The 21,597-nt window shown below is 64.9% G+C and carries 22 protein-coding genes; 13 read left to right on the top strand and 9 right to left on the bottom strand.

The genetic code is table 11. From position 1 onward, the window contains the following. Positions 1 to 115: 115 nt before the first annotated feature. The 4 genes from AC0WRY_RS02790 (at position 116) to AC0WRY_RS02775 (ending at position 4,971) form a co-directional block, all read left to right on the top strand. On the top strand, positions 116 to 1,447 hold the full coding sequence (locus tag AC0WRY_RS02790; protein ID WP_194405578.1) for a substrate-binding protein: 1,332 nt from the start codon (positions 116 to 118) through the stop codon (positions 1,445 to 1,447). A 94-nt stretch (positions 1,448 to 1,541) separates the two neighbouring features. Continuing rightward, positions 1,542 to 2,417 carry a branched-chain amino acid ABC transporter permease gene (locus tag AC0WRY_RS02785; protein ID WP_194405577.1) on the top strand — a complete coding sequence of 292 codons (876 nt, stop codon included), beginning with the start codon at positions 1,542 to 1,544 and terminating at the stop codon, positions 2,415 to 2,417. Positions 2,418 to 2,428: 11 nt separating this feature from the next. Then, positions 2,429 to 4,276, top strand: coding sequence for a branched-chain amino acid ABC transporter ATP-binding protein/permease (locus tag AC0WRY_RS02780; RefSeq protein WP_194405576.1), 1,848 nt, complete (start codon positions 2,429 to 2,431; stop codon positions 4,274 to 4,276). Further along, a complete protein-coding gene (locus AC0WRY_RS02775; RefSeq protein WP_194405575.1) occupies positions 4,273 to 4,971 on the top strand; it encodes an ABC transporter ATP-binding protein in 699 nt (232 codons plus the stop codon). The genes AC0WRY_RS02780 and AC0WRY_RS02775 overlap by 4 nt, the downstream gene beginning before the upstream one ends. Here the strand turns inward: AC0WRY_RS02775 and AC0WRY_RS02770 are convergent, their stop codons facing one another. After that, complete coding sequence (locus tag AC0WRY_RS02770; RefSeq protein WP_491122622.1) at positions 4,972 to 5,397, bottom strand: HIT family protein; 426 nt, start codon at positions 5,395 to 5,397, stop codon at positions 4,972 to 4,974. 90 nt (positions 5,398 to 5,487) lie between these two features. On the opposite strand from AC0WRY_RS02770, the gene prmC reads away from it, so the two are divergent. Together prmC and AC0WRY_RS02760 are read left to right on the top strand one after the other, a co-directional pair. Further along, positions 5,488 to 6,384, top strand: a complete 897-nt coding sequence (gene prmC, locus AC0WRY_RS02765; protein ID WP_491122621.1) for a peptide chain release factor N(5)-glutamine methyltransferase — start codon at positions 5,488 to 5,490, stop codon at positions 6,382 to 6,384. A gap of 462 nt (positions 6,385 to 6,846) precedes the next feature. Continuing rightward, entirely contained in the window at positions 6,847 to 7,635 is a 789-nt protein-coding gene (locus AC0WRY_RS02760) for a DUF4167 domain-containing protein (RefSeq protein ID WP_491122620.1), read from the top strand. A 55-nt stretch (positions 7,636 to 7,690) separates the two neighbouring features. Here AC0WRY_RS02760 and AC0WRY_RS02755 read toward each other — a convergent pair whose 3' ends face one another. Continuing rightward, positions 7,691 to 8,434 (bottom strand): methyltransferase domain-containing protein, encoded by a 744-nt coding sequence (locus tag AC0WRY_RS02755; protein WP_194405571.1) that lies wholly within the window; start codon positions 8,432 to 8,434, stop codon positions 7,691 to 7,693. A gap of 108 nt (positions 8,435 to 8,542) precedes the next feature. Between AC0WRY_RS02755 and gloB the strand changes: the two genes are divergently transcribed. Further along, positions 8,543 to 9,310, top strand: coding sequence for a hydroxyacylglutathione hydrolase (gloB, locus tag AC0WRY_RS02750; RefSeq protein WP_491122619.1), 768 nt, complete (start codon positions 8,543 to 8,545; stop codon positions 9,308 to 9,310). 50 nt (positions 9,311 to 9,360) lie between these two features. Beyond that, complete coding sequence (locus AC0WRY_RS02745; protein ID WP_194405569.1) at positions 9,361 to 9,783, top strand: cupin domain-containing protein; 423 nt, start codon at positions 9,361 to 9,363, stop codon at positions 9,781 to 9,783. Positions 9,784 to 9,838: 55 nt separating this feature from the next. On the opposite strand, the gene yddG is transcribed toward AC0WRY_RS02745, so the two are convergent. The 3 genes from yddG to AC0WRY_RS02730 form a co-directional block, all read right to left on the bottom strand. Next, positions 9,839 to 10,708, bottom strand: coding sequence for an aromatic amino acid exporter YddG (gene yddG / locus AC0WRY_RS02740; RefSeq protein WP_491122618.1), 870 nt, complete (start codon positions 10,706 to 10,708; stop codon positions 9,839 to 9,841). A gap of 164 nt (positions 10,709 to 10,872) precedes the next feature. Beyond that, a complete protein-coding gene (gene phbB, locus AC0WRY_RS02735) occupies positions 10,873 to 11,598 on the bottom strand; it encodes an acetoacetyl-CoA reductase (protein WP_097666290.1) in 726 nt (241 codons plus the stop codon). A gap of 266 nt (positions 11,599 to 11,864) precedes the next feature. After that, the gene (locus AC0WRY_RS02730) at positions 11,865 to 13,043 is read right to left on the bottom strand and encodes an acetyl-CoA C-acetyltransferase (RefSeq protein WP_491122617.1); all 1,179 of its coding nucleotides are present in this window, start codon (positions 13,041 to 13,043) and stop codon (positions 11,865 to 11,867) included. Between the two features lie 317 nt (positions 13,044 to 13,360). On the opposite strand from AC0WRY_RS02730, the gene phaR reads away from it, so the two are divergent. Both phaR and AC0WRY_RS02720 read left to right on the top strand, forming a co-directional pair. After that, the gene (gene phaR, locus AC0WRY_RS02725) at positions 13,361 to 13,951 is read left to right on the top strand and encodes a polyhydroxyalkanoate synthesis repressor PhaR (protein ID WP_194405566.1); all 591 of its coding nucleotides are present in this window, start codon (positions 13,361 to 13,363) and stop codon (positions 13,949 to 13,951) included. Positions 13,952 to 13,995: 44 nt separating this feature from the next. After that, complete coding sequence (locus AC0WRY_RS02720; protein ID WP_491123539.1) at positions 13,996 to 14,613, top strand: class I SAM-dependent methyltransferase; 618 nt, start codon at positions 13,996 to 13,998, stop codon at positions 14,611 to 14,613. Positions 14,614 to 14,718: 105 nt separating this feature from the next. On the opposite strand, the gene AC0WRY_RS02715 is transcribed toward AC0WRY_RS02720, so the two are convergent. Then, positions 14,719 to 15,606: a branched-chain amino acid aminotransferase gene (locus AC0WRY_RS02715; RefSeq protein ID WP_491122616.1), complete on the bottom strand. Its 888-nt coding sequence runs from the start codon at positions 15,604 to 15,606 to the stop codon at positions 14,719 to 14,721. A 132-nt stretch (positions 15,607 to 15,738) separates the two neighbouring features. Here AC0WRY_RS02715 and AC0WRY_RS02710 point away from each other — a divergent pair, with 132 nt between their 5' ends. After that, on the top strand, positions 15,739 to 16,674 hold the full coding sequence (locus AC0WRY_RS02710; RefSeq protein WP_491122615.1) for an alpha/beta hydrolase: 936 nt from the start codon (positions 15,739 to 15,741) through the stop codon (positions 16,672 to 16,674). A 6-nt stretch (positions 16,675 to 16,680) separates the two neighbouring features. Here the strand turns inward: AC0WRY_RS02710 and AC0WRY_RS02705 are convergent, their stop codons facing one another. Beyond that, positions 16,681 to 16,926, bottom strand: a complete 246-nt coding sequence (locus AC0WRY_RS02705) for a hypothetical protein (protein WP_491122614.1) — start codon at positions 16,924 to 16,926, stop codon at positions 16,681 to 16,683. 213 nt (positions 16,927 to 17,139) lie between these two features. Between AC0WRY_RS02705 and AC0WRY_RS02700 the strand changes: the two genes are divergently transcribed. Then, a complete protein-coding gene (locus tag AC0WRY_RS02700; RefSeq protein WP_491123538.1) occupies positions 17,140 to 18,012 on the top strand; it encodes a hypothetical protein in 873 nt (290 codons plus the stop codon). Positions 18,013 to 18,246: 234 nt separating this feature from the next. After that, complete coding sequence (locus tag AC0WRY_RS02695; RefSeq protein WP_491122613.1) at positions 18,247 to 19,830, top strand: sensor domain-containing diguanylate cyclase; 1,584 nt, start codon at positions 18,247 to 18,249, stop codon at positions 19,828 to 19,830. Positions 19,831 to 19,836: 6 nt separating this feature from the next. Here AC0WRY_RS02695 and AC0WRY_RS02690 read toward each other — a convergent pair whose 3' ends face one another. Both AC0WRY_RS02690 and AC0WRY_RS02685 read right to left on the bottom strand, forming a co-directional pair. Beyond that, on the bottom strand, positions 19,837 to 21,006 hold the full coding sequence (locus AC0WRY_RS02690) for a PLP-dependent cysteine synthase family protein (RefSeq protein ID WP_194408143.1): 1,170 nt from the start codon (positions 21,004 to 21,006) through the stop codon (positions 19,837 to 19,839). A gap of 66 nt (positions 21,007 to 21,072) precedes the next feature. After that, positions 21,073 to 21,537, bottom strand: a complete 465-nt coding sequence (locus tag AC0WRY_RS02685) for an Lrp/AsnC family transcriptional regulator (RefSeq protein WP_194405560.1) — start codon at positions 21,535 to 21,537, stop codon at positions 21,073 to 21,075. Positions 21,538 to 21,597 lie beyond the last annotated feature (60 nt).

The following is a 21,597-nucleotide window of genomic DNA, read 5'->3' as shown; positions in this document are numbered from 1 at the left end:
CCAAGAGCTACACGCGGATGTGACGTGCCCGGCGCGAGCAGACCCATCGAGGTCGGTTGCCGCCGGACGGGTTGTGTTTGCCTGCAAACAAGAACGACGTTCGGAGGAAACGATCATGACTGACGATCTCATCCGCCGCGGCCTGTCGCGCCGCGGCCTGCTCCAGACCACGGCGGGCCTCATCGGCGGCTCGGTGCTGCCCGCGATGCCGGCCTTCGCCGAGGACAAGCCGATCGGCTCCTATCCCGCGGGCGTCTCGGGCTCCACCGCCTTCATCGGAATCTCGGTGCCGCGCACCGGCACCTACGCCGTGCAAGGTGAAGACGAGCTCAAGGGTTATCAACTCGCGATCGAGCACATCAACAGCGGTCACGAGCTAATCAAGAAGATCTCGCCGAAGACCAGCAAGGGCGTGCTCGGCAAGGAACTGAAGTTCGGCGTTGCGGATTCCGCCGCCAAGCCGAACGAGGCGGTGCAGGCGCAGCAGCGCTTCATCAGCGAGAACAAGGCGATCATGATTACCGGCGGCACGTCAAGTGCCGTCGCGGTCGCGCTCAACAAGCTCGCGCAACGCGAGAAGGTGATCTTCGTCTGCGGCATCTCCGGCTCGAACGACACCACCGGCAAGGACTGCGTCCGCTACGGCTTCCGCCAGAACTTCTTCGGCCAGACCGCCGCCGCGGCGATCGGTCCGGTCATGGTCAAGGAATTCGGCAAGGGCAAGAAGGCCGCGTACCTCACGCCCGACTACACCTACGGCCACACCGTCACCAAGTCGATGCAGGACTTCCTTGCGACCGCCGGCTGGACCACCGTGACCAACCAGGTCGCGCCGCTCGGCGCGCCGGATTACTCCTCCTACCTGTTGAACGTCGCCAATTCCGGCGCGGACGTCTTGATCAACGTCAATTGGGGTCACGACGCGGTGCTGTCGACCCAGCAAGCCAAGCAGTTCGGCGTGCTCGACAAGATGAAGCTGGTGGTCCCGTATCAGGTGCCGTTCATCGCGCGCGAGACCGGCGGCCTGATGCAGGGCGTCTACGCCGCCACCGACTATTGGTGGACGATCGAGGACAAGTTCCCGCTGGCGAAGATGTTCAACGAGGCCTTCGAGAAGAAGTACGGCTACAAACCGGAATGGGGCGCCGAGAACGCCTATGTCAGCTTCGCGCACTGGGCCCGCATGTGCGAGCAGGCCGGCAGCTTCAACCCGCCCGACGTGATCAAGGCCTATGAGAAGGGCGAGACGATCCCCTCGCTCGTCGGCGACGTGCATTACCGTCCCGAGGACCATCAGTGCATCCGTCCCGTCCTGATCGTGAAGGGCAAGCAGCAGAAGGACATGAAGAACAAGGAAGACTGGTACGACGTGGTCGAGATCGTCCCCGGCGAAGGCCTGATGCAGAAGCCCGACGCGTTCGGCTGCCATCCCGGCGACTATAGCTGAGCCCGCGCTACTCCTCTGACGCCGTAGGTCGCTTCCAGCACCTGCGGCGTCACCTTTTTTGACTCTCCGTCGCGCCCCGCACAGTGACCAGTTCATGATCAGTTGGCCCAACCTCGTCTCGCAGCTTTTCAACGGGCTGGCGCTCGGCGCCTTGCTCGCATTGATCAGCTCCGGCCTGACCATCATCTACGGCACGCTCGGCGTGCTCAATCTCGCGCACGGCGCGATGTTCATGATCGGCGGCTATGCCGGCTTCGTCGCCTACCAGTACACGGAATCGTTCATCCTTGCCGTCATCGCGGGCTCGCTGTTCGTGATGCTGCTGGGCGTGCTCATGGAGCGCGTCATCATCCGCCACTTCTATCATCGCCCGCACGAGGATCAGTTGCTGGTGACCTTCGGGCTCGGCATCTGCTTCGTCGAGCTCGTGCGCCTGGCCTTCTCGAGCCAGTCGCAGCTGGTGCCGCCCCCGGCGCTGTTCCAGGGCATCACCAATCTCGGCTTCATGTTCTATCCGACCTACCGCCTCGCCGTGGTCGGCATCGTCGCGGTCGCGCTCGGCGCGCTGTTCATCGTGCTCTACCGGACCCGGCTCGGCATGATCGTGCGGGCCGGCATCGAGGATTCGGTGATGGTCGATTCGCTCGGCATCAACGTCTACCGCGTCTTCATGGTGGTGTTCGGCATCGGCGCGATGGCCGCCGGCTTTGCCGGCATCGTCAACGCGCCGGTGGTGTCGCTGACACCGGGCATCGGCGACGACATCCTGGTCCAGACCTTCGTGGTGGTGGTGATCGGCGGCGTCGGCTCGTTCCCCGGCGCGATCCTCGGCGGCCTGATCGCCGGCGAGATCATCAGCGTCACCTCCATGTTCAACCCCGGCTATGCCTATGTGATGCTGTTTGCGGCGATGACGCTCGTGCTCGTGGTGCGACCGCATGGCCTGCTCGGCGTCCAGGGCCGCGAGTAAGCGATTTCCCGATGCTCAAGCAACGCCCGTTCCTGATCGAGACCCTGACCGCGATCGGATTGATCGCAGCTCCCTTCGTGCTGCCTCATCTCGGCTTCGCGCCCAACACCGTGAACCGGATCCTGGTCTGGGGCCTGTTCGGCCTCGGCTTCGACATCCTGTTCGGCTTCACCGGCCTGTTGTCGTTCGGCCAGTCCGCCTTCTACGGCACCGGCGGCTTCGTCGCGGCCTACCTTCTGACCCGTGCCGGCTTCGGCAACGTGCTCGGCGCGCTGATCATCGGCATGATCGCGGCGGCCGCGACCGGCTATCTGATCGGCCTGATCGCCCTGCGCCGCACCGGCATCTATTTCGCCATGATCACCGTGGCGATCGCGGAGGTGTTCTTCTTCGTCGAGTTCAATCCGCTCTCCGACTTCACCGGCGGCGAGAACGGCCTGCCCGGCGTGCCGACGCCGAGCTTCGATCTCGGCCTCACCACCATTCACTTCACCAATGGCTGGTCGCTCTATCAGTTTATCGCGCTGTGCTACTTCATCGGCGTCATCATCGCGCTCAGGATCGTGCGCTCGCCGGTCGGCGCCATTTTCAGCGCGATCCGGGACAATCCGCTGCGCGCCACCGCCGTCGGCCACAACATCCACGGCTACAAGCTGACGGCTTTCGTGATCGCAGCGGCCTATGCGGGCTTCGCCGGCGGCCTGCTCGGCGTGCTCCAGGCCTTCATGCCGCCCGACGCCTTCACCTTCGACACCTCGGGCCAGCTGGTGATGCAGACCGCCATCGGCGGCCGCGGCACGCTGTTCGGACCTCTGGTCGGCGCAACCGTCTGGCTGTTCCTGCAGGATTTCCTGCAGTCAGCGCTGGGCTTGGGTGCGGCCTGGAAACTGGTGCTCGGCGTCGTGTTCGTGCTGCTGGTCTGCTTCCTGCGCGGCGGCATCATTGGCGGACTTGCCGATCTCTACCGCCTCGTCTCCGGCAAGCGTCAGCGAACGGAAGCCGAGACTGAACAGGAAGCTGCGGACGCCGAGGCGACACCGCAAGCCGCGCCGGCGCCGATGCAGGCCAAGGAGGTCGAGCACCCCGCTTATTCCGGGCCGATCCTGAAGGCCACCGGTCTCACCAAGCGCTATGGCGGCCTCGTCGCCAACAGCGACATCGATTTCAGCGTCAATCAGGGCGAGCTGCGCGGCATCATCGGCCCCAACGGTGCCGGCAAGTCGACCTTCTTCAAGATGCTGACCTGCGAGATCGCGCCGACGTCGGGCCGGATCGTGTTCGAGGGGCGCGACATCACGGGATTGAAGGTCACCGAGGTTTGCCAGCTCGGGCTCACCAAGAGTTACCAGGTCAACCAGCTCTTCACCGGCCTCACCGTGCGCCAGAATCTGACGATCGCCGCGCTCGCAGAGCTGCGCGGAAAATTCCGGCTTGATTTGTTCCGCAAGCTCTCGAGCGTCAAGGGCCTGACCGAGCAGGTCGAGCACACGCTGGCACTGGTCAATCTCACCCGCCGCGCCGACACGCCCGTCTCCGAGCTCGCCTATGGCGAGAAACGCCGGCTGGAGATCGGGCTTGCGCTCGCGACCTCGCCGCGCCTGCTGCTGCTCGACGAGCCGCTCGCCGGCATGAGCCCGCGCGAACGGGTCGAGACGGTGAGGCTTCTGAAGTCGATCGCGCGCGGCCGCACCATGATCATCATCGACCACGACATGGATTCCCTGTTCGAGCTGGTCGAGCGCGTCACCGTGCTGCAGGAAGGCCGCGTGCTGGTCTCGGGCACACCGGAAGAAATCAAGTCCAACGCCGCGGTGCAGGAAGCCTATCTCGGCGGCGTTCACGGAGAGATCGCCGCATGAGCCTGATCGAGGTCAACGGCCTGAACAGCTATTATGGGGATTCCCACATCCTGTTCGACGTCGCCATGCATGTCGAGCGTCACGAGGTGGTGGCATTGCTCGGCCGCAACGGCGCCGGCAAGAGCACCACGCTGAAGAGCCTGATGGGCGTGGTGACGCCGCGCAGCGGCAGCGTGAAATTCGACGGCATCGACATCGCCGGACGCCGAAGCCACAAGATCGCGCAGGCCGGCATGCAGCTCGTGCACGAGGAACGCCGGATCTTCGGCAGCCTGTCGGTGGAGGAGAACATCCTTCTCGCCGGGATCACCGCGCCGAAACGCTGGCCGCTCGGGCGCATCTACGAGATGTTTCCCCGGCTGAAGGAGCGGCGCAACAATCGCGGCACCGAGCTCTCCGGCGGCGAGCAGCAGATGCTCGCGATCGCGCGGGCGCTGGTGCGCGATCCCAAGATCGTGCTGCTGGACGAGCCGTTCGAGGGTCTCGCGCCCGTCATCGTCCACGATCTCGTCAAGGCGTGCCGCGATCTGGCGGCCGCCGGCCAGACCATCGTGCTGGTCGAGCAGAATCTGGCGGCCACGCTGGCCCTGGCGAGCCGGATCTACATCATCAACAACGGCCATATCGTGCATGAGGGACCGGCGCAGGAGCTGAAGGCCCAGCCGGAACTGCTGCAGCGCTATCTCGGCGTTTGATTAACCGCCGAGCGCCCCGACCATCCGCTTGGCGTGATCGGCGAGCACGGCCATGTCCTCTTTCCGCGTCTGCGCCGGCAACAGCTCGATCCCGGACCTGACCGGCATGACGTGCATGTGCAGGTGAAGAACCACCTGCCCGCTGGCCGGCTCGCTGAATTGCTGCAGGATGATGCCCTCGGCGTCGAACGCCCTCATCGCCGCAATCGCGATCCGCTTGGCGGTTCTCGTCACCGCGGCGAGATCGTCATCGGCGATGTCGAGGATGCCGCGCGCCGGCGCGCGCGGAATCACCAGCGTGTGCCCGGGCGAGCGCGGCATGATATCGAGGAAGGCGAAGCTGCGATCGTCCCTGAACACCTCGAAGCAGGGAATCTCGCCGCGCAGGATTTTTGCGAAGACGTTCTGATCGTCATAGGCCGTCATGGACCCCTCCACGCTTGCGAGGCGCGATCAAACGCGCTCCTTTCCGTTGACGCAAGCAAGCCTGCCGATCTATCCACGATGCCAGGCAGGATGGTTCCATTGACGACAGGCTTCGATCCCGGACACAGCATCGAGAGCGCGCGCCGCGCCCTCGCCGCGCGATTGCGATCGGCCGGCATCGAGGAGTCCGCCCTCGATGCGCGCCTGCTCGTCGGCGCGGCCCTGGAGCTCGATCTGACCGGAATGGTGACGCAGGCGGCGCGAACGCTCACGCCTGAGGAAACCGCACGCCTCGAACGATATGCGCAACGCCGGCTGGCGCACGAGCCGGTCGCCCGCATTCTCGGCGCGCGGGAATTCTGGGGCATGCCGTTCCGGCTGTCCGAGGCGACGCTGGTGCCGCGGCCGGACACCGAGACCGTTGTCGAACTGGCGCTCGAGATTTTTCGCGGGCTGACGATATCGGGACGGCGCCCGCGCATCGCCGATATCGGCGTCGGATCGGGCGCGATCCTGCTGGCGCTGTTGCACGAAATTCCCGATGCGTTTGGCATCGGCACCGATGTCAGCCTGGCGGCGCTCGACACGGCGCGCGACAATGCCGCCGCTCTCGGCCTCGGCGACCGGGCGGCCTTCGTCGCTTGCTCCTATGCGTCGGCGCTGCGCGGCCCGTTCGACCTCATCGTGTCGAATCCGCCCTATATCCCCTCGGCCGAAATTCCGACATTGAGCGTCGAGGTGCGCGAGCACGATCCGCATCTGGCGCTCGATGGCGGCAACGACGGATATGATGCTTACCGCGCCCTTATCCCGCAGGCGGCCGAGCGCCTCGCGCCCGGCGGCGCCCTGATCGTCGAGGCCGGACAGGGCCAAGCGAGAAACATTGAAACCCTGATGGCAGCGGCGGGGTTAACGTTGGACAGGCCGGCCAAGGCCGACCTGGCGGGCATTCCGCGGGCCGTTTCGGCCCGAAAAATGCCCCCATAAAAGCCGGATTGGCCTGCAAAAAGCTCTTGGAATATCCCTTGGGAACGACTACGTTCCGATCAACACATCGGTGCCGGCCCCGTAGACCTACGGGCGAAAGCCGGGCTCTCGGGCGAGAGCTTTACTGATAAAGGTTCCAAGCCGCAGGTCCTGTGAAGCGCGATAGCCAGTGGAGCTGCGCTGCTCTCCGACCGCAACGTGAACGAAAGCCTGATATTGCGCTTGAAGACTTACGCAACAAAGCTGGGCTTGTTTCGGCAGGCAAAATGAATGGGTTCGCTGGCGATCAATGCTGGCGGGTGGGGAACGCGTCCTTGTTGAACGCGACGGTCGACGAACATCGGCAGGGATCAATCCGCTCTTGCGCGCGGTTGCGCGTGGGCAATGTGAACCGCTGTCGGCAGGTCACTCCTAGCAATCAGTAATGCGTGCAACCTTTAGGGCTGGAATTAAAGGCAGGACATGAGAAACGGTCAGAACAAGCAGCGGATGCGCAACCGCAACAACAATAACAACAACAACAACCGGCGCAGCCAGAACCCGATGACCCGGGTCTACGAGTCCAACGGACCCGACATCAAGATCCGCGGCACCGCTTCGCACATCGCCGAAAAGTATCTCCAGCTTGCGCGCGACGCGCGCTCGTCCGGCGATCCCGTTGCGGCGGAGAACTACTACCAGCATGCCGAGCATTATTTCCGCCTGATCGCGGCGGCCCAGGAGCAGTTCCGCCAGAACCAGCAGCCGCGCGGTGACGAGCCCGTCAGCAGCCACAGCGACGACGGCGAGGACGACGGCGAGAATTTCTCGAATTTCGGCCAGGAGCCGGGCTTCGTCCCGCAGCCGCAGCAGCAGCCTTTCGCGCGCGACCGCGACGGCCAGCGCGATCATCACCAGCGTGATCATCAGCAACGCGACCAGCAGCAGCCTTATCAGCGCGACCAGCAGCCGCGCGAGCACCGCGAACGCGATCATCGCCCGCAGCCGCAATATCAGCCGCAGCCGCTGCCCGCGAACCAGCCGCAGCCCGTCATCGCCGATGCCGGCAGCGTCGATCGCCTGCCGTCCTTCATCACCGGTCCGCAGCCGCAAGTGAATGTCGGCGCCAATGGCGGCCAACCCGGCTTCGAGGGCGGTGGCGGCGGCGGTGGCGAACGCTTTCCGCGCCGGCGGCGCCGGCCGCATGGCCCGCGCCCCGAGCGCGAGGCCGCACCTGCCGCCTCGAGCGACGAAGTCGCGCCCGGCGAATAAGCCTGTTCTGAGTTTGTGAACTGCAATCGTCCCGGCCTCGCCGGGACGATTTTTTTCAGCTGCGCGTCACCGTCGAGGATGGCACCAACACGGGCTTGGCGAGCGAGGGAATCAGCCGCGCCCGCTCGCGTTTGGCGGGGATCGCACGATAGACCTGCTTGGTGGCCTCGACGATGTGCACGCCGGCAAAGGGCAGCGACAGCGCCGCACCGGCGCGCTCCCACATCTGTGCGGATTTCAGCACCCAGCCACCGGCATAGGGCGGCATGAACAACGCCTCGCCCCAGGCGGTCGGCGTGAACCAGGTCTGGCGCAACAGGTCGGTGATCTGCGAGCGCGAATAGGGCCGGCCGTGACCGAACGGCGTGCTGTCGGTGCGGGTCCACACCCCACGCCGGTTCGGGATCACCGCGATCACGCGGCCCGAGGGCGACAGCACGCGCCACACCTCGCGCAGCAGCGCGGCCGGATCGTCCGACATCTCGAGCGCGTGGATCAGCAGGATGCGGTCGACCGCGGCGTCGGGCAGCGGCAGCGAGAATTCGTCGACCAGCGAGGCCAGCGCCGGCCGCCCCGTCGGCCATTTCAGGACGCCCTGGGCCGCCGGCATGAAGGCGATGCAGCGCTCGGCGTCTTCGCGGAACAACCCCAGATAGGGCGTGGGATAGCCGAGGCCGAGCACGCGCTGGCCCTCCGCGCCCGGCCAGCGCTCCCTGATGCCGCGATTGATCATTTGCCGCGCCACAATGCCGAGGCGACGGGAATAGAACTCGCGGAGGTCGACGACGTCGATGGTCATGACGGCAATGTAACATGCGTAAGGCCGCGCCTGCGCGCGGAATATTGCATTGCCTGTGCAACGTTAACGCCATATTTGTCTGGCGGGGCTGAGCGCGATGGAGATGACATGGCCGCCGAAATTCGTACTTTCACCTGTTTAAACGACAATTTCGGTTATCTGATCCACGATGTGGAAACCAAGGCAACGGCGTCGATCGACGCGCCCGAGGCTGGCCCGATCGTCCAGGCGCTGGAGCGCGAGGGTTGGCAGCTCACCGACATCCTGATCACCCATCATCACGGCGATCATGTCGGCGGAGTCGCCGAACTCAAGCGGAAATACAATTGCCGCGTCGTCGCGCCGCACGACAAGACCACCGCCATCGCCAATGTCGACCTGCGCGTCGCCAATGCCGACGTGGTCAAGATCGGCAATCTGCTGGCGCGCGTTCTGGAGACGCCCGGCCACACGCTCGACCACATCTCCTACGTGTTCGACACCGAGAAGACGGTGTTCGCCGCCGACACGCTGTTCTCGATCGGCTGCGGACGCGTGTTCGAGGGCACCTACCCCATGATGTGGGATTCGCTCCTGAAGCTGCGCGCCCTGCCCGACGACTTCAAGCTCTATTGCGGCCACGAATACACGGCCTCCAACGTCAAGTTCGCGCTCACCGTCGATCCCGACAATGCGGCGCTGCAGGCGCGCGCGGCGGAGGTGACGAAACTCCGCGCCGAGAACAGGCCGACCATTCCGACACTGCTTGGCGACGAGAAGCGGGCCAATGTGTTCCTGCGCGCCGACGAACCGTCGGTCGCGGCCAGGCTGCACATGAAGGGCGCGGATGCCGCCGCAGTGTTCGGCGAGCTGCGCGAGCGCAAGAACAAATCCTGACGCATAAATCCTGACGCGCAAGTCCTGAAACATAGACCTGACGGGGATCGATGCCGACCGCAGCCGAGATCATCGCTCGCCTTGAACTGCGGCCGCATCCCGAGGGCGGCCATTATCGCGAGACGTTTCGCGACCAGGCCACGGACGCCAACGGCCGGTCGCGCTCGACCCTGATCTACTTCCTGCTCGCACGCGGCGAACGCTCGCACTGGCATCGCGTCGATGCGGTCGAGACCTGGCATTATTATGCGGGCAGCCCCCTGATGCTGCGCATCGCCCATGACGGCTGCTCGCGGCACGAAGTGCGGCTCGGCACCGATCTCGCCGGCGGCGAGCGGCCGCAGGCGATCGTGCCGGAGCAGGCCTGGCAGATGGCTGAGACCACGGGCGAGTGGACCCTGGTCGGCTGCACCGTGGCGCCCGCGTTCGAGTTCGCAGGCTTCGAGCTCGCACCGAAGGGCTGGGAGCCGTAGCGCCTACACCGTCATTCCGGGACGCCGCGCGCAAGCGGCGCGCCCGGAATGACGATCACCTCTTCCTCAGCACCATGTCCTTCGCCGCGATCAGGCCGCCGCCGGCAATCAGAATCGCGGCGATGGCGATGTTGGCGCTGGCCTTGGCAAAGCCGGCGGTGATGAGGAAGCCGGTCGAGAGCAGCGGCGTCGCGTAGGAGGCGGCGCCAAGCACGCGGATGTCGCCACGCTTCATGCCGATGTCCCAGGCGTAGAAGGCCGCCCCGACGGGACCGATGCCGAGGGCGAGAACCGAAAGCCATTGCAAAATGGTCTCCGGCCACACCGTGGTTTCAAGCAAACCGTGCATCAGCGCGGCCAGCGCTGCGGTGGCAAGGCAGAAGCCCGCGACGGCATCCGTCGGCACCGCTTTCAGCCGGCGCGACAGCACCGAATAGGCCGCCCAGACGAACGCGGCAATGAAGGCTGCGATCAGTCCCGGCACCGCCCCCGGTGCAAATCCGCTGGTGTTGCCGGCGAACAGCAGCACGGTGCCGACGAGGCCGAGCACGGCGCCGACGATGTGATGCAAAGCGAGCCGCTCGCCGGGCAGGAACGAGGAGAACAGCACGATCAAGAGCGGCCACATGTAGTTCAGAAGACCGGCTTCGGCCGGCGGCGCGAAGCGGAGCGCGAGGAAATACAGCGCGTGATAGCCGAACAGGCCGCCGACGCCGACGACCCAGACGACGAGCGGCTGACGCAGGCTTTTCGCGGCATCGCCGCGGCCGATCCAGGTGAGCAGGCCGACGAGGCCGCCGATCGCGAAGGTCATGGCCGCGAGCTGAAACGCCGGGATCGTTCCGGTCGCCACCGTCATCACCGAGAGCAGCGACCACATCAGGATCGCGGTCAATCCGATCAGCGTGGCGGTGCGGGGAGTCATCTTGGAAGGCCTCGTCATTCCGGGATGGCGCGTAGCGCCAGACCCGGAATTTCGAGTTTCCGGGTTCGCCGCTCTCGCGGCGCCCCGGAATGACAGGGCATGATGCCCGGGACAAGCCCGGGCACGCCGATGTGCAAAATATCAGCCGGCGTGATGCGATCGCATCACACCATGTATTGGCCGCCGTTGACGGTGAGCGTCGAGCCGGTGATGAAACCGGACTCGTCGGCCGCGAGGAACACGACCGCGCGCGCGATCTCTTCGGGTTCGCCGAGCCGGTTGGCCGGGATCTGCGGGATCACGTTCTTCTCCAGAACGTCCTTCGGCACCGCCTGCACCATTTCGGTGTTGATGTAGCCGGGGCAGATCGCGTTCACGGTGATGCCACCCTTGGCATTCTCCAGCGCGAGCGCCTTGGTGAAACCGATATCGCCGGCCTTCGCCGCGGAATAGTTGACCTGACCGAACTGCCCCTTCTGTCCGTTGATCGACGAGATCGAGATGATGCGGCCGAACTTGCGCGCACGCATGCCCTCGATGACCTGGCGCGTCATGTTGAACAGCGAACCGAGATTGGTGTTGATGACGGCGTTCCACTGCTCGAGCGTCATCTTGTGGAAGGCGGTGTCGCGGGTGATGCCGGCATTGTTGACGAGCACCTCGATCGGCCCGAGATCGGCCTCGACCTTCTTCACGCCTTCGGCACAGGCGTCGAAGCTGCTGACGTCCCATTTGTAGACGGCGATGCCGGTCTCGGCCTTGAACTTCTCCGCCGCCGCGTCGTTGCCGGCGTAGCTCGCCGCGACCTTGTAGCCAGCCGCCTTCAGTGCCTTGCTGATCGCAGCACCAATGCCCCGCGTACCACCCGTGACCAATGCAACACGTGCCATGTCGTATTCCTTCCCTTGGACTCTTCCTTAGACTCTTCGGACGTTTCTGGAGTGATCGTTTTTTTTAACGTGGGATTATGCGGTTGGTTTGACGGACATCAAGAACAAAACGCCCGGCGTTGAGCCGGGCGTTTGATTTAGTCGAGGCCTGCGCGATTGCGAAGAATATTTGATTTGCAACCGCTGCCTTTTTAATCGCGTGCAACGCACTCACCGACGTGTGCAGCGCACGCGCACACCGCGCGTCAGCTGCACGTCAGCTATCGTCAGTCGCGCGCGATGCACATCGCGATGCCCATGCCGCCGCCGATGCACAGCGTGGCGAGACCCTTCTTGGAATCGCGCTTCTGCATTTCGTGCAGCAGCGTCACCAGCACGCGCGCGCCGGACGCGCCGACCGGATGGCCGATCGCGATCGCGCCGCCATTGACGTTGACCTTGGAGGTGTCCCAGCCGAGGTCCTTGTTGACGGCACAGGCCTGGGCCGCGAAGGCTTCGTTGGCCTCGATCAGATCGAGATCGCCGACATTCCAGCCGGCCTTCTTCAGCGCGGCGCGCGACGCCGGGATCGGGCCCGAGCCCATGATCTTCGGATCGACACCGGCCTGCGCCCAGGACACGATACGCGCGAGCGGCTTCTTGCCTTCCTTGGCCGCCTGCTTGGCGGTCATCAGCACCACGGCGGCGGCGCCGTCATTGATGCCGGATGCAGATCCCGCGGTAACAGTGCCTTCCTTCTCGAAAGCGGGACGGAGCTTGGCCATCGCCTCGAGCGTTGCGCCATGACGCGGATATTCATCGGCGCTGACGACGACATCGCCCTTGCGGGTCTTGATGGTGACGGGAACGATCTCGTCGTTGAACTTGCCGGCCTTCTGCGCCGCCTCGGCTTTCTGCTGCGAGGCGACCGCGAACTCGTCCTGCTGGGCGCGGGTGATCTGCCACTGCCGCGCGACGTTCTCGGCGGTGTTGCCCATGTGGTAGCCGTTGAAGGCATCCCACAGACCGTCCTTGATCATGGTGTCGACGAACTCGACGGGTCCCATCTTGACGCCGCCACGCAGATATTGGGCGTGCGGGGCCATGCTCATGGACTCCTGGCCGCCAGCAACCACGATTTCGGAATCGCCGTTGAGCAGCGCCTGGTAGCCGAGTGCGACCGTGCGCAGGCCCGAGCCGCAAAGCTGGTTCACGCCCCAGGCCGGGCTCTCCGCCGGGATGCCGGCGCCGATCGAGGCCTGACGGGCCGGGTTCTGGCCCTGGGCGGCGGTCAGGATCTGTCCCATGATGACCTCGGAGACCCGGCCGGGCTCGATGCCACCGCGCTCCAGCGCGGCCTTGATGGCGATAGCGCCGAGATCGTGGGCGGGAAGGGTCGCGAACGCGCCGTTGAAGCTTCCGACCGGGGTGCGGGCGGCGCTGACGATGACGACATCGTCTGACATGGGCATCTCCTGAGGCTTGAGGTTTCTTTGAAAGGGGCAGGCGGGGCTTTAGGGAAACGGCTCGCCAGTCTCGTCAGCCATCCTGTTAACGTCGTTGAGGCATGTCAATCGGCCGGCGACCGAATTCATGCCGCAGCGCATTCAAAATAGCGTTCTTGGCGCTTTCGCAAGCAAGATTTTGCTCCGCGATTAACCGTGCCGCACAAAACGGTAGCGTGACCCCTTTGAAAATGCTTATTTTGTTGCGTTGCGTACTCTTCCCGCCCTGCGGCATGGCCCGTCGGGTTCCCGTTCTCCGCGCTTGCAAGTGAGAGCCCATGGCGAAATCAGACCAACCCACCACCATCAAAAAATACGCGAACCGCCGGCTCTATAACACCGGAACGAGCACCTATGTGACGCTGGAAGACCTCGCCGCGATGGTCAAGGATGGTGAGGATTTCCTGGTCTATGACGCCAAGACCGGCGACGACATCACCCGCTCCGTGCTCGCCCAGATCATCTTCGAGCAGGAGAACAAGGCCGGCCAGAACCTGCTCCCGACCACCTTCCTGCGCCAGCTGATCCGCTTCTACGGCGACAGCATGCAGATGGTGGTGCCGAAATATCTGGAGCAGTCGATCGCGACCCTGACCCAGGAGCAGGAGAAGTTCCGCAAGCAGATCGCCAATACCCTGTCCGGCACTCCTTTTGCTCCTTTGGAGGAACAAGTCCGTCGCAACATGGAGCTGTTCCAGCAGACCTTCTCGATGTTCAAGCCCTTCGTTCCGCCGCGCCCGGGGGCCACTGCAGAGACGGAGACCGATGCGACCGCAGAAGCGCCGAAGGACAGCAACATCGACGATTTGCGCCAGCAGATGAAGGAAATGCAGGAACGCCTGGAGCGGATGTCGAAGAAGGACGAATAGTCCTTTCTATGCCCCGGCGCCCCAGGTGAGCCGGAGGATGCGCCATATCCGACCGATGCTCCCATTGGGACAACGTCTACGCCACCAAGGGCGAGGCCGAGGTCAGCTGGTTTCAGACCAGCCCCTCGACCTCGCTCGCGATGATCAGGGCAGCCGATCCCGATCGCGAGACTGCCATCATCGATATCGGCGGCGGCGCCTCGCGTCTGGTCGATGCGCTATTGCAGGACGGATATCGCGACGTCGCCGTCCTGGATCTCTCTGCCCACGCGCTTGACGCAGCCAAGAAACGGCTCGGCGACACCGCATCACGTGTCGATTGGATCGTCGCCGACGCAACGACGTGGCGGCCGCCGAAGACCTACCAGGTCTGGCACGACCGCGCCGCATTTCACTTTCTGACCGATCCGCAGGACAGGACGGCTTATGTCGAGCGCCTGCGATCCGCGGTTGCCCCCGGCGGCCATGTCATCATCGCGACGTTCGCACCCGATGGTCCGGAGAAGTGCAGCGGCCTGCCGGTGCAGCGCCATGACAGCGCCAGCCTTCTCGCAGAGCTCGGGCCGGACTTCGCGCTGATCGAGACGCGCCGCGAGACGCATCATACGCCCTGGGATTCGACGCAGGCGTTTCAGTTCAGCCGGTTTCGGCGACGCGGATAGATCCCGTCATGGCCGGGCTTGTCCCGGCCATCCATGCGTGACGGCGTGCGAGGAAGAACGTGGATGCCCGGGACAAGCCCGGGCATGACGACTGAGAAGCCCCGATCACGCCGCCAGCTTCACCGCATGGGCAAAGTCCCAATAGAGCTTTCGCGCCTTTGCGTAGAACGGGCCCGGCTTCAGCTCGCGCTCGTCGATGCGGATCACCGGGGCGACCTTGGCGAAATTGCCGGTGGAGAAGATCTCGTCCGCGGCCAGGAAGTCGGCATAGCGCAACGTCTTCTCGACCACATTGACGCCGTCGCCGCGCAGCAGACTGATGACGCGCTGGCGCGTGATGCCGTTGAGGAAGGTGCCGTTGGGCACCGGCGTATAGACCACGCCGTCCCTCGCCATGAACACGTTTGAATTGCCGAATTCCGCGACGTTGCCGAGCATGTCGAGCATCAGCGCGTTCTGGAAGCCGCGCGAGGCAGCTTCCGCGAGCGCGCGCGAATTGTTCGGATAGAGGCAGGCCGCTTTCGCCTCGACCGGCGCGCATTCGGCAGTCGGCCTGCGGAACGGCGACAGGCTGATGGCGTTGCCGACCGGCTTTGGCATCGGCGCCTCGTAGATGCACAGGCACCAATTGGTGGTCTCGGGGTCGAACAGCACGCCGCCGCCCGCGCCGTTCTGCGCCCAATACATCGGACGGACATAGAGCTCGGCATTCGCCGCAAAGCGAGCAATGCCTTCATTTGCCAGCGTCAGCCAGGTGCCGGTATCGACCACCGGCTTCAGGCCGAAATTGATCGCGGATTGATTGGCGCGCGCGACGTGACGGTCGAGATCGGGCGCGACGCCCTCGAAGGCGCGGGCACCGTCGAACACCACCGACCCGAGCCAGGCCGCATGCGTGCGCGGGCCCATGATCGGCACGTTGCCGTCGTGCCATTTGCCCTCGAAGAAGGTCCAGCTCGGCGAATATTCGATCGGCTTCTTGATTTCGGCCATATCCGGCCTCCCTTGGAATATCCGGCCACTATTGTCCCAATTTCTAAACGATTTGCTGCCCGATTGGCACCCTCTGCTGGAGGGCAGACAAGCCAAACAGGCTATAATGCGGGCAATGATACGGAGTTCGCCATGCCGCTCGATCCGCTCGCAAAGCGCTTGTTGACCATGATGGCTGCGGCTGCGCCGCCGGCGCGAAGCCGGCCGAGCGTGGAGGCGCGGCGGCAATCGCTGGCCAAGCTGATGCAGTTCGCGCGCGCTGATGCGCCTGACGTGACGGCACGCGACGGCGTGCTGCCCGGCCGCGCCGGCGAGCTGCCCTATCGTCTCTACACGCCAGCAAATGCCGGCGAGCTTGCACCCGGCTTCGTATTCTTCCATGGCGGCGGCCTCGTCGCCGGCAGCATCGCCACGCATGATCGCATCGCGGCCGCGCTGGCGCATGCCACCGGCTGCCGCCTGGTTTCCGTCGATTACCGGCTCGCGCCGGAGCACCGATTTCCTGCCGCGGTCGACGACGCCATCGCCGCCACCGAATGGATCGCGCGCGAGGCGGCATCGCTCGGCATCGATGCGGACCGCCTGGTGGTCGGCGGCGATTCCGCCGGTGCAGCGCTGGCTGCGATCGTATGCCAGGAGGCGGCGCAGACCGCCGGCCTTGCCATCGCCGCGCAATGCCTGATCTGCCCGGTGCTGGACTTCGAGGAGACCTCGCCCTCACGTGAGGCCTTCGCCGAGGGCCATCTGATCGATCGGGTCACGATCGAAGCCGATCTGTCCGACTACCTGCCTGACGGTATCGACACGGCCGACCCGCGCGTGTCGCCCCTGCGCGCCACACGGCTCACGGGCCTGCCGACCGCGATCATCCACACGGCCGAGTACGACCCGATGCGCGACGAGGGCAATGCCTATGCCCGCAAGCTGCTCACTGCCGGCGTCGCCGTCGAGCATGTCTGCCACGACGGCATGGTTCACAATTTCCACGCCATGGGCGCGATCCTGCCGCAGGCGCAGCTCGTGCTGTCGCAGATCGGCGAGCAGGTGCGGCGAGCGGTGGCGAAGTAGCGCGAATCACACGCGCGCGTCGAGCACGGCCCTGGCTGCCGTGACATAGTCAGGCCAATGCATGTCCGCATAACGCTCCGCCTGCCAGGCGCAAGTCACGTTGGGCGCATGAGCGGCGGCAATCATGCGCGCAAACCGTTCTTCGGCAACCGTCGTGCCATCGCGCATCGGCACGGGGGTGGCTGCCCTTGCGGCCGGAGCGACGGCAAGCCCGGCCATTCCGGCGAGCAGGATGCGGCGTGACGTGGTCATGGCTGTCGTCCTCCATTGTCCGGCCTGCAGTCTGGCGGGCGAACCTGTCGTGCAATCCTCGCAGAGTAGCCGCGGACGTCCGTGCCGTCCATCGCTCGCCGATATCGCTTGACCACACGAACGATCACGTTCCATCTAGCACGCGATTTCGCCACCGCCTTCCACGCGTCGGATTGTCACGTGTCCCCTCACCGCCCATCGCGTCGTCCGACCTTGCGCGCCGTCGCGATGGGACTGGCCTGCGTGATGCTGTCGGCCAGCGCCGCCTTCTCTGCCGAAGATGAGGACGACGAACCGGCGAAACCTGCGATCCCGAACATCTATCTCGATCTGCGCACGACCTATGCGTCGATTCCGGCGGGCACGCTCGGGCTCGGTTTCGGCACCACGTCGCTGTCGACCGCGCTCGAAGCCCTGGCGGTGCGCCGAGGCGCAACGCTGCCGAACGGTCTGCCGGCCGCGAAGTCCATTGCCGTCGACCTGCCGCTGACCGTCGACGTCAACGACCGCGTCTCGCTCTACGGCGGCGTGTCGGGCTCGACGACCGACATCGGCGGCGGCTGGTCGACGTTCGACGTCACGAGCTGGAACATCGGCGTGCAGGCCGACCTCCACCGGCAGGACGGCGGATCGATTCCGACCATCACGCTGCAATCGACCCTGACCCAATCGGTGCCGAACGATCAGGGCATGACGAACTCGCTCAACAACATTCTGGAATTCGACTACGCGCTGGACGAAGACGAGACGCGGGGCTGGCTGGCCGGCATGCAACATACCTACACCACCATCGCCAGCCCGTTCGCCAGCATCCGGCCGAACACGATCCTCTATGCCGGCGGCTATTACCAATGGCCGAGCAACTGGAAGTTCACGGGCCGCCTCGGCATGCAGTCGTTCGGCGGCGCGCAGCTCGCCGGCCGAACGCTGGCCGAGTCCTTCACGCAGCCCATCCTGCGGCTCGACCTCGACCGCATGGATGACAATGACAACCGCCTGTTCGGCGTCACCGCGCAGATCGCCTGGACGCCGAAGCCGGCCTACCAAGTGACCTTGCGAACGCCGCTTTACGCCGTGCGCAATTGACTGTGATCATGGTGGACAGCTGGTAAAGCCAATCTACCGCTTGTTCCGGCATCCCAGGGCGGTCGCACTGGCCCGGCCTTGACGATGAGGGACTTTCGCAGGGCTTTCGGACCCCCGTGGTGGCTTCTCCCGGCCAAGGACTGCCGGTCGGTCTTATGGCCGCCGCGCCCATCCGGTTACCTCTCGGCAATATGCTTGCGACAGACTGGGCCGGAGTCACGCGGGAGGCTGCGAATGTCCCATCTGGTCCCGGAACGGACGCTACTTGCTGGGAAAATCTTCTTCAATTTCGGCCAGTCGACGATCGATTGCGTCGTGCGACGGCTGACCGACGAGGCGGCGACGCTCGAGATGGAGAGCGGCCTCGGCGTGCCCGAGCGCTTCCAGCTTCGGCTGGCGGGGCGCGAGGTCCTGACCTGTCGCGTGGTCTGGCGATCGGACCGTCAGGTCGGGGTCGCTTTCGAGGAGCCGAACAATGTCGAGTCCCTCGCCGGCGAGGAGCGAAGGCGCTCGTCCGATGCGCTGATGCGCGGGCAGATGCTCGCACTTCGCGCAGCACTTGATTTCGTCCCGCTCGGCATTGTTCTGCTGGATGCCAATCTCCGTGCGAAGTTGATCAACCGTGCCTTCCGGGAGATGTGGCTATTGCCGGACGAGGTCGCCAACAGCAATCCGTCATTCGTGACCCTGATGCATCACGGCCGCGACACACTTGCTTACGAGATTCCGCCGGCTGAACTTGAAGCTTACGTCGCAGAGCGGGTCCGTCACGTCCAGGCGGGTGACGCCTCGCCGCTCGATCTGCGCCGCACCAAGGGTGACGTCGTGCGGATGCAGTGCACGCCACTGCCCGACGGCGGGCGAATGCTGACCTATACGCCAGTCACCGACATCGTGCGCTATTCCGACGAGCTGAAGCTGCTGCGCGACGCGCTCGAGAATGTCGAGGACGGCGTGCTGCTGCTCGATCGCGATCTCAACGCAAGCTTCATGAACAGGCGGATGCGCCGGTTCTGGGATGTGAGCGAGCAGGAGGCGGCGAGCCGACCGACCTATGCATCACTGGTGAGCCGGGTCCATCGCGCGAGCGCTCCGGACCTTCCGGCAAACGAGCTGACAAAATTTCCTGCCAGGCGGGTCGCCGAGGTCAAGGCCGGCGACCATGTGCGCGACCTGCAGACGCCGGACGGAAGGCGCATCAGGGCCCATTGCACCACGATGTCGAATGGCGGCCGCATGCTGACCTATGTCGACATCACCGACCTCACGCAAAAGGCCGCGATGCTGGAGACGCTCGCGACCACCGACTCTCTTACGGGCCTCTACAATCGCCGCCACTTCCTCGAATCCCTCGATGCGGAGTGGAGCCGGTTCCAGCGCTATTATCGCTCCGTCTCGGTGCTGATGCTCGACATCGACCACTTCAAGTCGGTCAACGACCGCTACGGCCATGCCGTGGGCGATGCCGCGATCAGAGCGGTTGCAGCCGCGTGTCTCGATGGCAAACGCAAATCAGACCTCGTCGGCCGCCTCGGCGGTGAGGAGTTCGCCGTGCTGCTGCCCGAAACCAGCCTGTCACGTGCGAGGACAGTCGCCGATCGCATCCGCAAACGCGTGATGAGCGCGCAGATCATCGCCGGCGAGATTCGATTCGGCGTCACCGTCAGTGTGGGCATCGCGGAGGCGACCGTCAGCATGTCCGGCATCGACGCGCTGATGAGCGCCGCCGATCAGGCGCTCTACCAGGCCAAGGCCGAGGGCCGCAACCGCTGCATCGCCTTTGTGCCACCAGCGCCCGCAAGCAAGGCGGCGGAGTGATCGACACTATTGCGGCGGCACCGGAGCGTCGAACGCGCTCTGCGGATTGACGACGTCGTCGAGATCAAGCGCGAGCGGCTCGCCCGTCGCGAGGAATGACGACAATTTGGCCTCGAACGGCGCCGGATCGAGGCCGCGGGCCTTCAGCCATTCGGGCTCGTAATAGGTCTGCCGATAGCGTTCGCCGGAATCGCAGATCAGCGTCACCAGCGATCCCACAACGTTGGCCTGACGCATCTCCGAGGCGAGCCGGCACAGCGCGAGGAAATTGGTGCCGGTGGAGCCGCCCACCGGGCGGCGCAGCCGGCGCGACAGCACGTTCATCGCCGCGATCGTGGCCGCATCCGGGATCTTCATCATGCGATCGACCACGCCGGGCACGAAGGACGGCTCGCAACGGGGACGGCCGACCCCCTCGATCAGCGACGGACGATCGCAGACATGGGAGCGGTCCTGCGAGCGGAAGCAGTCGAAGAAGGCGGAATGCTCGACATCGGCAACGCACAGACGTGTCGGATATTGGCGATAGCGCAAATAGCGTCCGATGGTCGCCGAGGTGCCGCCGGTGCCCGCGCCCATCACGATCCAGTCCGGCAGCGGGCGCCGCTCGCCCTGCAACTGCGTGAAGATCGATTCGGCGATGTTGTTGTTGCCGCGCCAGTCGGTCGCCCGCTCGGCGAAGGTGAACTGGTCCATGTAATGGCCGTTCAGACGGGCGGCGAGCGCGGCGGCTTCCGCATACAGCGCGCGGCCATCGTCGATCAGATGGCAATTGCCGCCATAATGCTCGATCGCGGCGATCTTCTCCGCCGACGTCGTGCGCGGCATCACTGCGTAGAAGGGGACGCCGATCATCTGCGCGAAATAGGCCTCCGACACCGCGGTCGATCCCGACGAGGCCTCGACCACGGGCGTGCCTTCGCGGATGTGACCGTTGCAGAGCGCGTAGAGAAACAGCGAGCGCGCAAGGCGATGCTTCAGGCTGCCGGTCGGATGGGTAGACTCGTCCTTCAGATAGATGTCGATGCCTGACAGCGCCGGCACGATCAGCCGGATCAGATGCGTATCGGCGGTGCGGCACTGGTCGGCCTCGATCGCGGCCACGGCCTCATCGACCCAGCCGCGGCGATAGGCCGGCCCGGCCGGATCGTGGTGGCGGAAGGGGAGCGGCTCCATCGGCATGACCAGGCGATTCCTCGAAAACTGTCGTCCATCTAGCACGAGGCGCTTCGTGCACGCCGCTCAAAATTCCAGCGGCGCGTTGTCGACGACCTCCTTCATCACGAAGAAGGTGCGGGTCTGCCGCACGCCGGGCAGCGCGATGAGCTGCTCGCCGTGGATGCGGTTGAAATCCTCCATGTCGCCGACGCGGATCTTCAGGAAATAGTCGAAGTCGCCGGCGACGAGGTGGCAGTCGAGCACGAATTTCAGCCTGGCGATCGCCTGCTCGAAGGTGGCGAAACTCTCCGGTGTCGAGCGGTCGAGCACGACGCCGACCATCACCAGCGTGCCCTTGGCCACCTTCTTCGGCGCAACCATGGCGCGGACGGCGGCGATGAAGCCGTCCTCGAACAGCCGCTGGGTCCGGCGATGGCAGGTGGCGGGGCTGATCGCGACTGAGACGGCCAGCTCGGCGTTGCTGAGCCGACCGTTATTTTGCAGCAATCTCAGGATCTTAAGGTCGGTTCGATCGAGCCGGGCGGCCATGAAAGAAGCTTCCGCAAAAGAGTGTCAGTATGGAAGAATCATGAGCCAATATTATCCTCG

This window comes from Bradyrhizobium sp. T-12, assembly GCF_058314695.1.
The sequence above is the reverse complement of the archived record's forward strand: the minus strand, read 5'-3'. Positions and strand labels throughout refer to the sequence as shown.

What these genes read in the sequence shown, in the direction of transcription:
- AC0WRY_RS02760 (WP_491122620.1), top strand. Translation starts at nt 6,847, where the DNA reads ATGAGAAACGGTCAGAACAAGCAGCGGATGCGCAACCGCAACAACAAT.
- AC0WRY_RS02755 (WP_194405571.1), bottom strand. Translation starts at nt 8,434, where the DNA reads ATGACCATCGACGTCGTCGACCTCCGCGAGTTCTATTCCCGTCGCCTC.
- AC0WRY_RS02745 (WP_194405569.1), top strand. Translation starts at nt 9,361, where the DNA reads ATGCCGACCGCAGCCGAGATCATCGCTCGCCTTGAACTGCGGCCGCAT.
- AC0WRY_RS02730 (WP_491122617.1), bottom strand. Translation starts at nt 13,043, where the DNA reads ATGTCAGACGATGTCGTCATCGTCAGCGCCGCCCGCACCCCGGTCGGA.
- phaR (WP_194405566.1), top strand. Translation starts at nt 13,361, where the DNA reads ATGGCGAAATCAGACCAACCCACCACCATCAAAAAATACGCGAACCGC.
- AC0WRY_RS02705 (WP_491122614.1), bottom strand. Translation starts at nt 16,926, where the DNA reads ATGACCACGTCACGCCGCATCCTGCTCGCCGGAATGGCCGGGCTTGCC.
- AC0WRY_RS02790 (WP_194405578.1), top strand. Translation starts at nt 116, where the DNA reads ATGACTGACGATCTCATCCGCCGCGGCCTGTCGCGCCGCGGCCTGCTC.
- AC0WRY_RS02775 (WP_194405575.1), top strand. Translation starts at nt 4,273, where the DNA reads ATGAGCCTGATCGAGGTCAACGGCCTGAACAGCTATTATGGGGATTCC.
- phbB (WP_097666290.1), bottom strand. Translation starts at nt 11,598, where the DNA reads ATGGCACGTGTTGCATTGGTCACGGGTGGTACGCGGGGCATTGGTGCT.
- AC0WRY_RS02770 (WP_491122622.1), bottom strand. Translation starts at nt 5,397, where the DNA reads ATGACGGCCTATGACGATCAGAACGTCTTCGCAAAAATCCTGCGCGGC.
- AC0WRY_RS02785 (WP_194405577.1), top strand. Translation starts at nt 1,542, where the DNA reads ATGATCAGTTGGCCCAACCTCGTCTCGCAGCTTTTCAACGGGCTGGCG.
- yddG (WP_491122618.1), bottom strand. Translation starts at nt 10,708, where the DNA reads ATGACTCCCCGCACCGCCACGCTGATCGGATTGACCGCGATCCTGATG.
- AC0WRY_RS02780 (WP_194405576.1), top strand. Translation starts at nt 2,429, where the DNA reads ATGCTCAAGCAACGCCCGTTCCTGATCGAGACCCTGACCGCGATCGGA.
- prmC (WP_491122621.1), top strand. Translation starts at nt 5,488, where the DNA reads ATGGTTCCATTGACGACAGGCTTCGATCCCGGACACAGCATCGAGAGC.
- AC0WRY_RS02710 (WP_491122615.1), top strand. Translation starts at nt 15,739, where the DNA reads ATGCCGCTCGATCCGCTCGCAAAGCGCTTGTTGACCATGATGGCTGCG.
- AC0WRY_RS02685 (WP_194405560.1), bottom strand. Translation starts at nt 21,537, where the DNA reads ATGGCCGCCCGGCTCGATCGAACCGACCTTAAGATCCTGAGATTGCTG.
- AC0WRY_RS02695 (WP_491122613.1), top strand. Translation starts at nt 18,247, where the DNA reads ATGTCCCATCTGGTCCCGGAACGGACGCTACTTGCTGGGAAAATCTTC.
- gloB (WP_491122619.1), top strand. Translation starts at nt 8,543, where the DNA reads ATGGCCGCCGAAATTCGTACTTTCACCTGTTTAAACGACAATTTCGGT.
- AC0WRY_RS02715 (WP_491122616.1), bottom strand. Translation starts at nt 15,606, where the DNA reads ATGGCCGAAATCAAGAAGCCGATCGAATATTCGCCGAGCTGGACCTTC.
- AC0WRY_RS02690 (WP_194408143.1), bottom strand. Translation starts at nt 21,006, where the DNA reads ATGGAGCCGCTCCCCTTCCGCCACCACGATCCGGCCGGGCCGGCCTAT.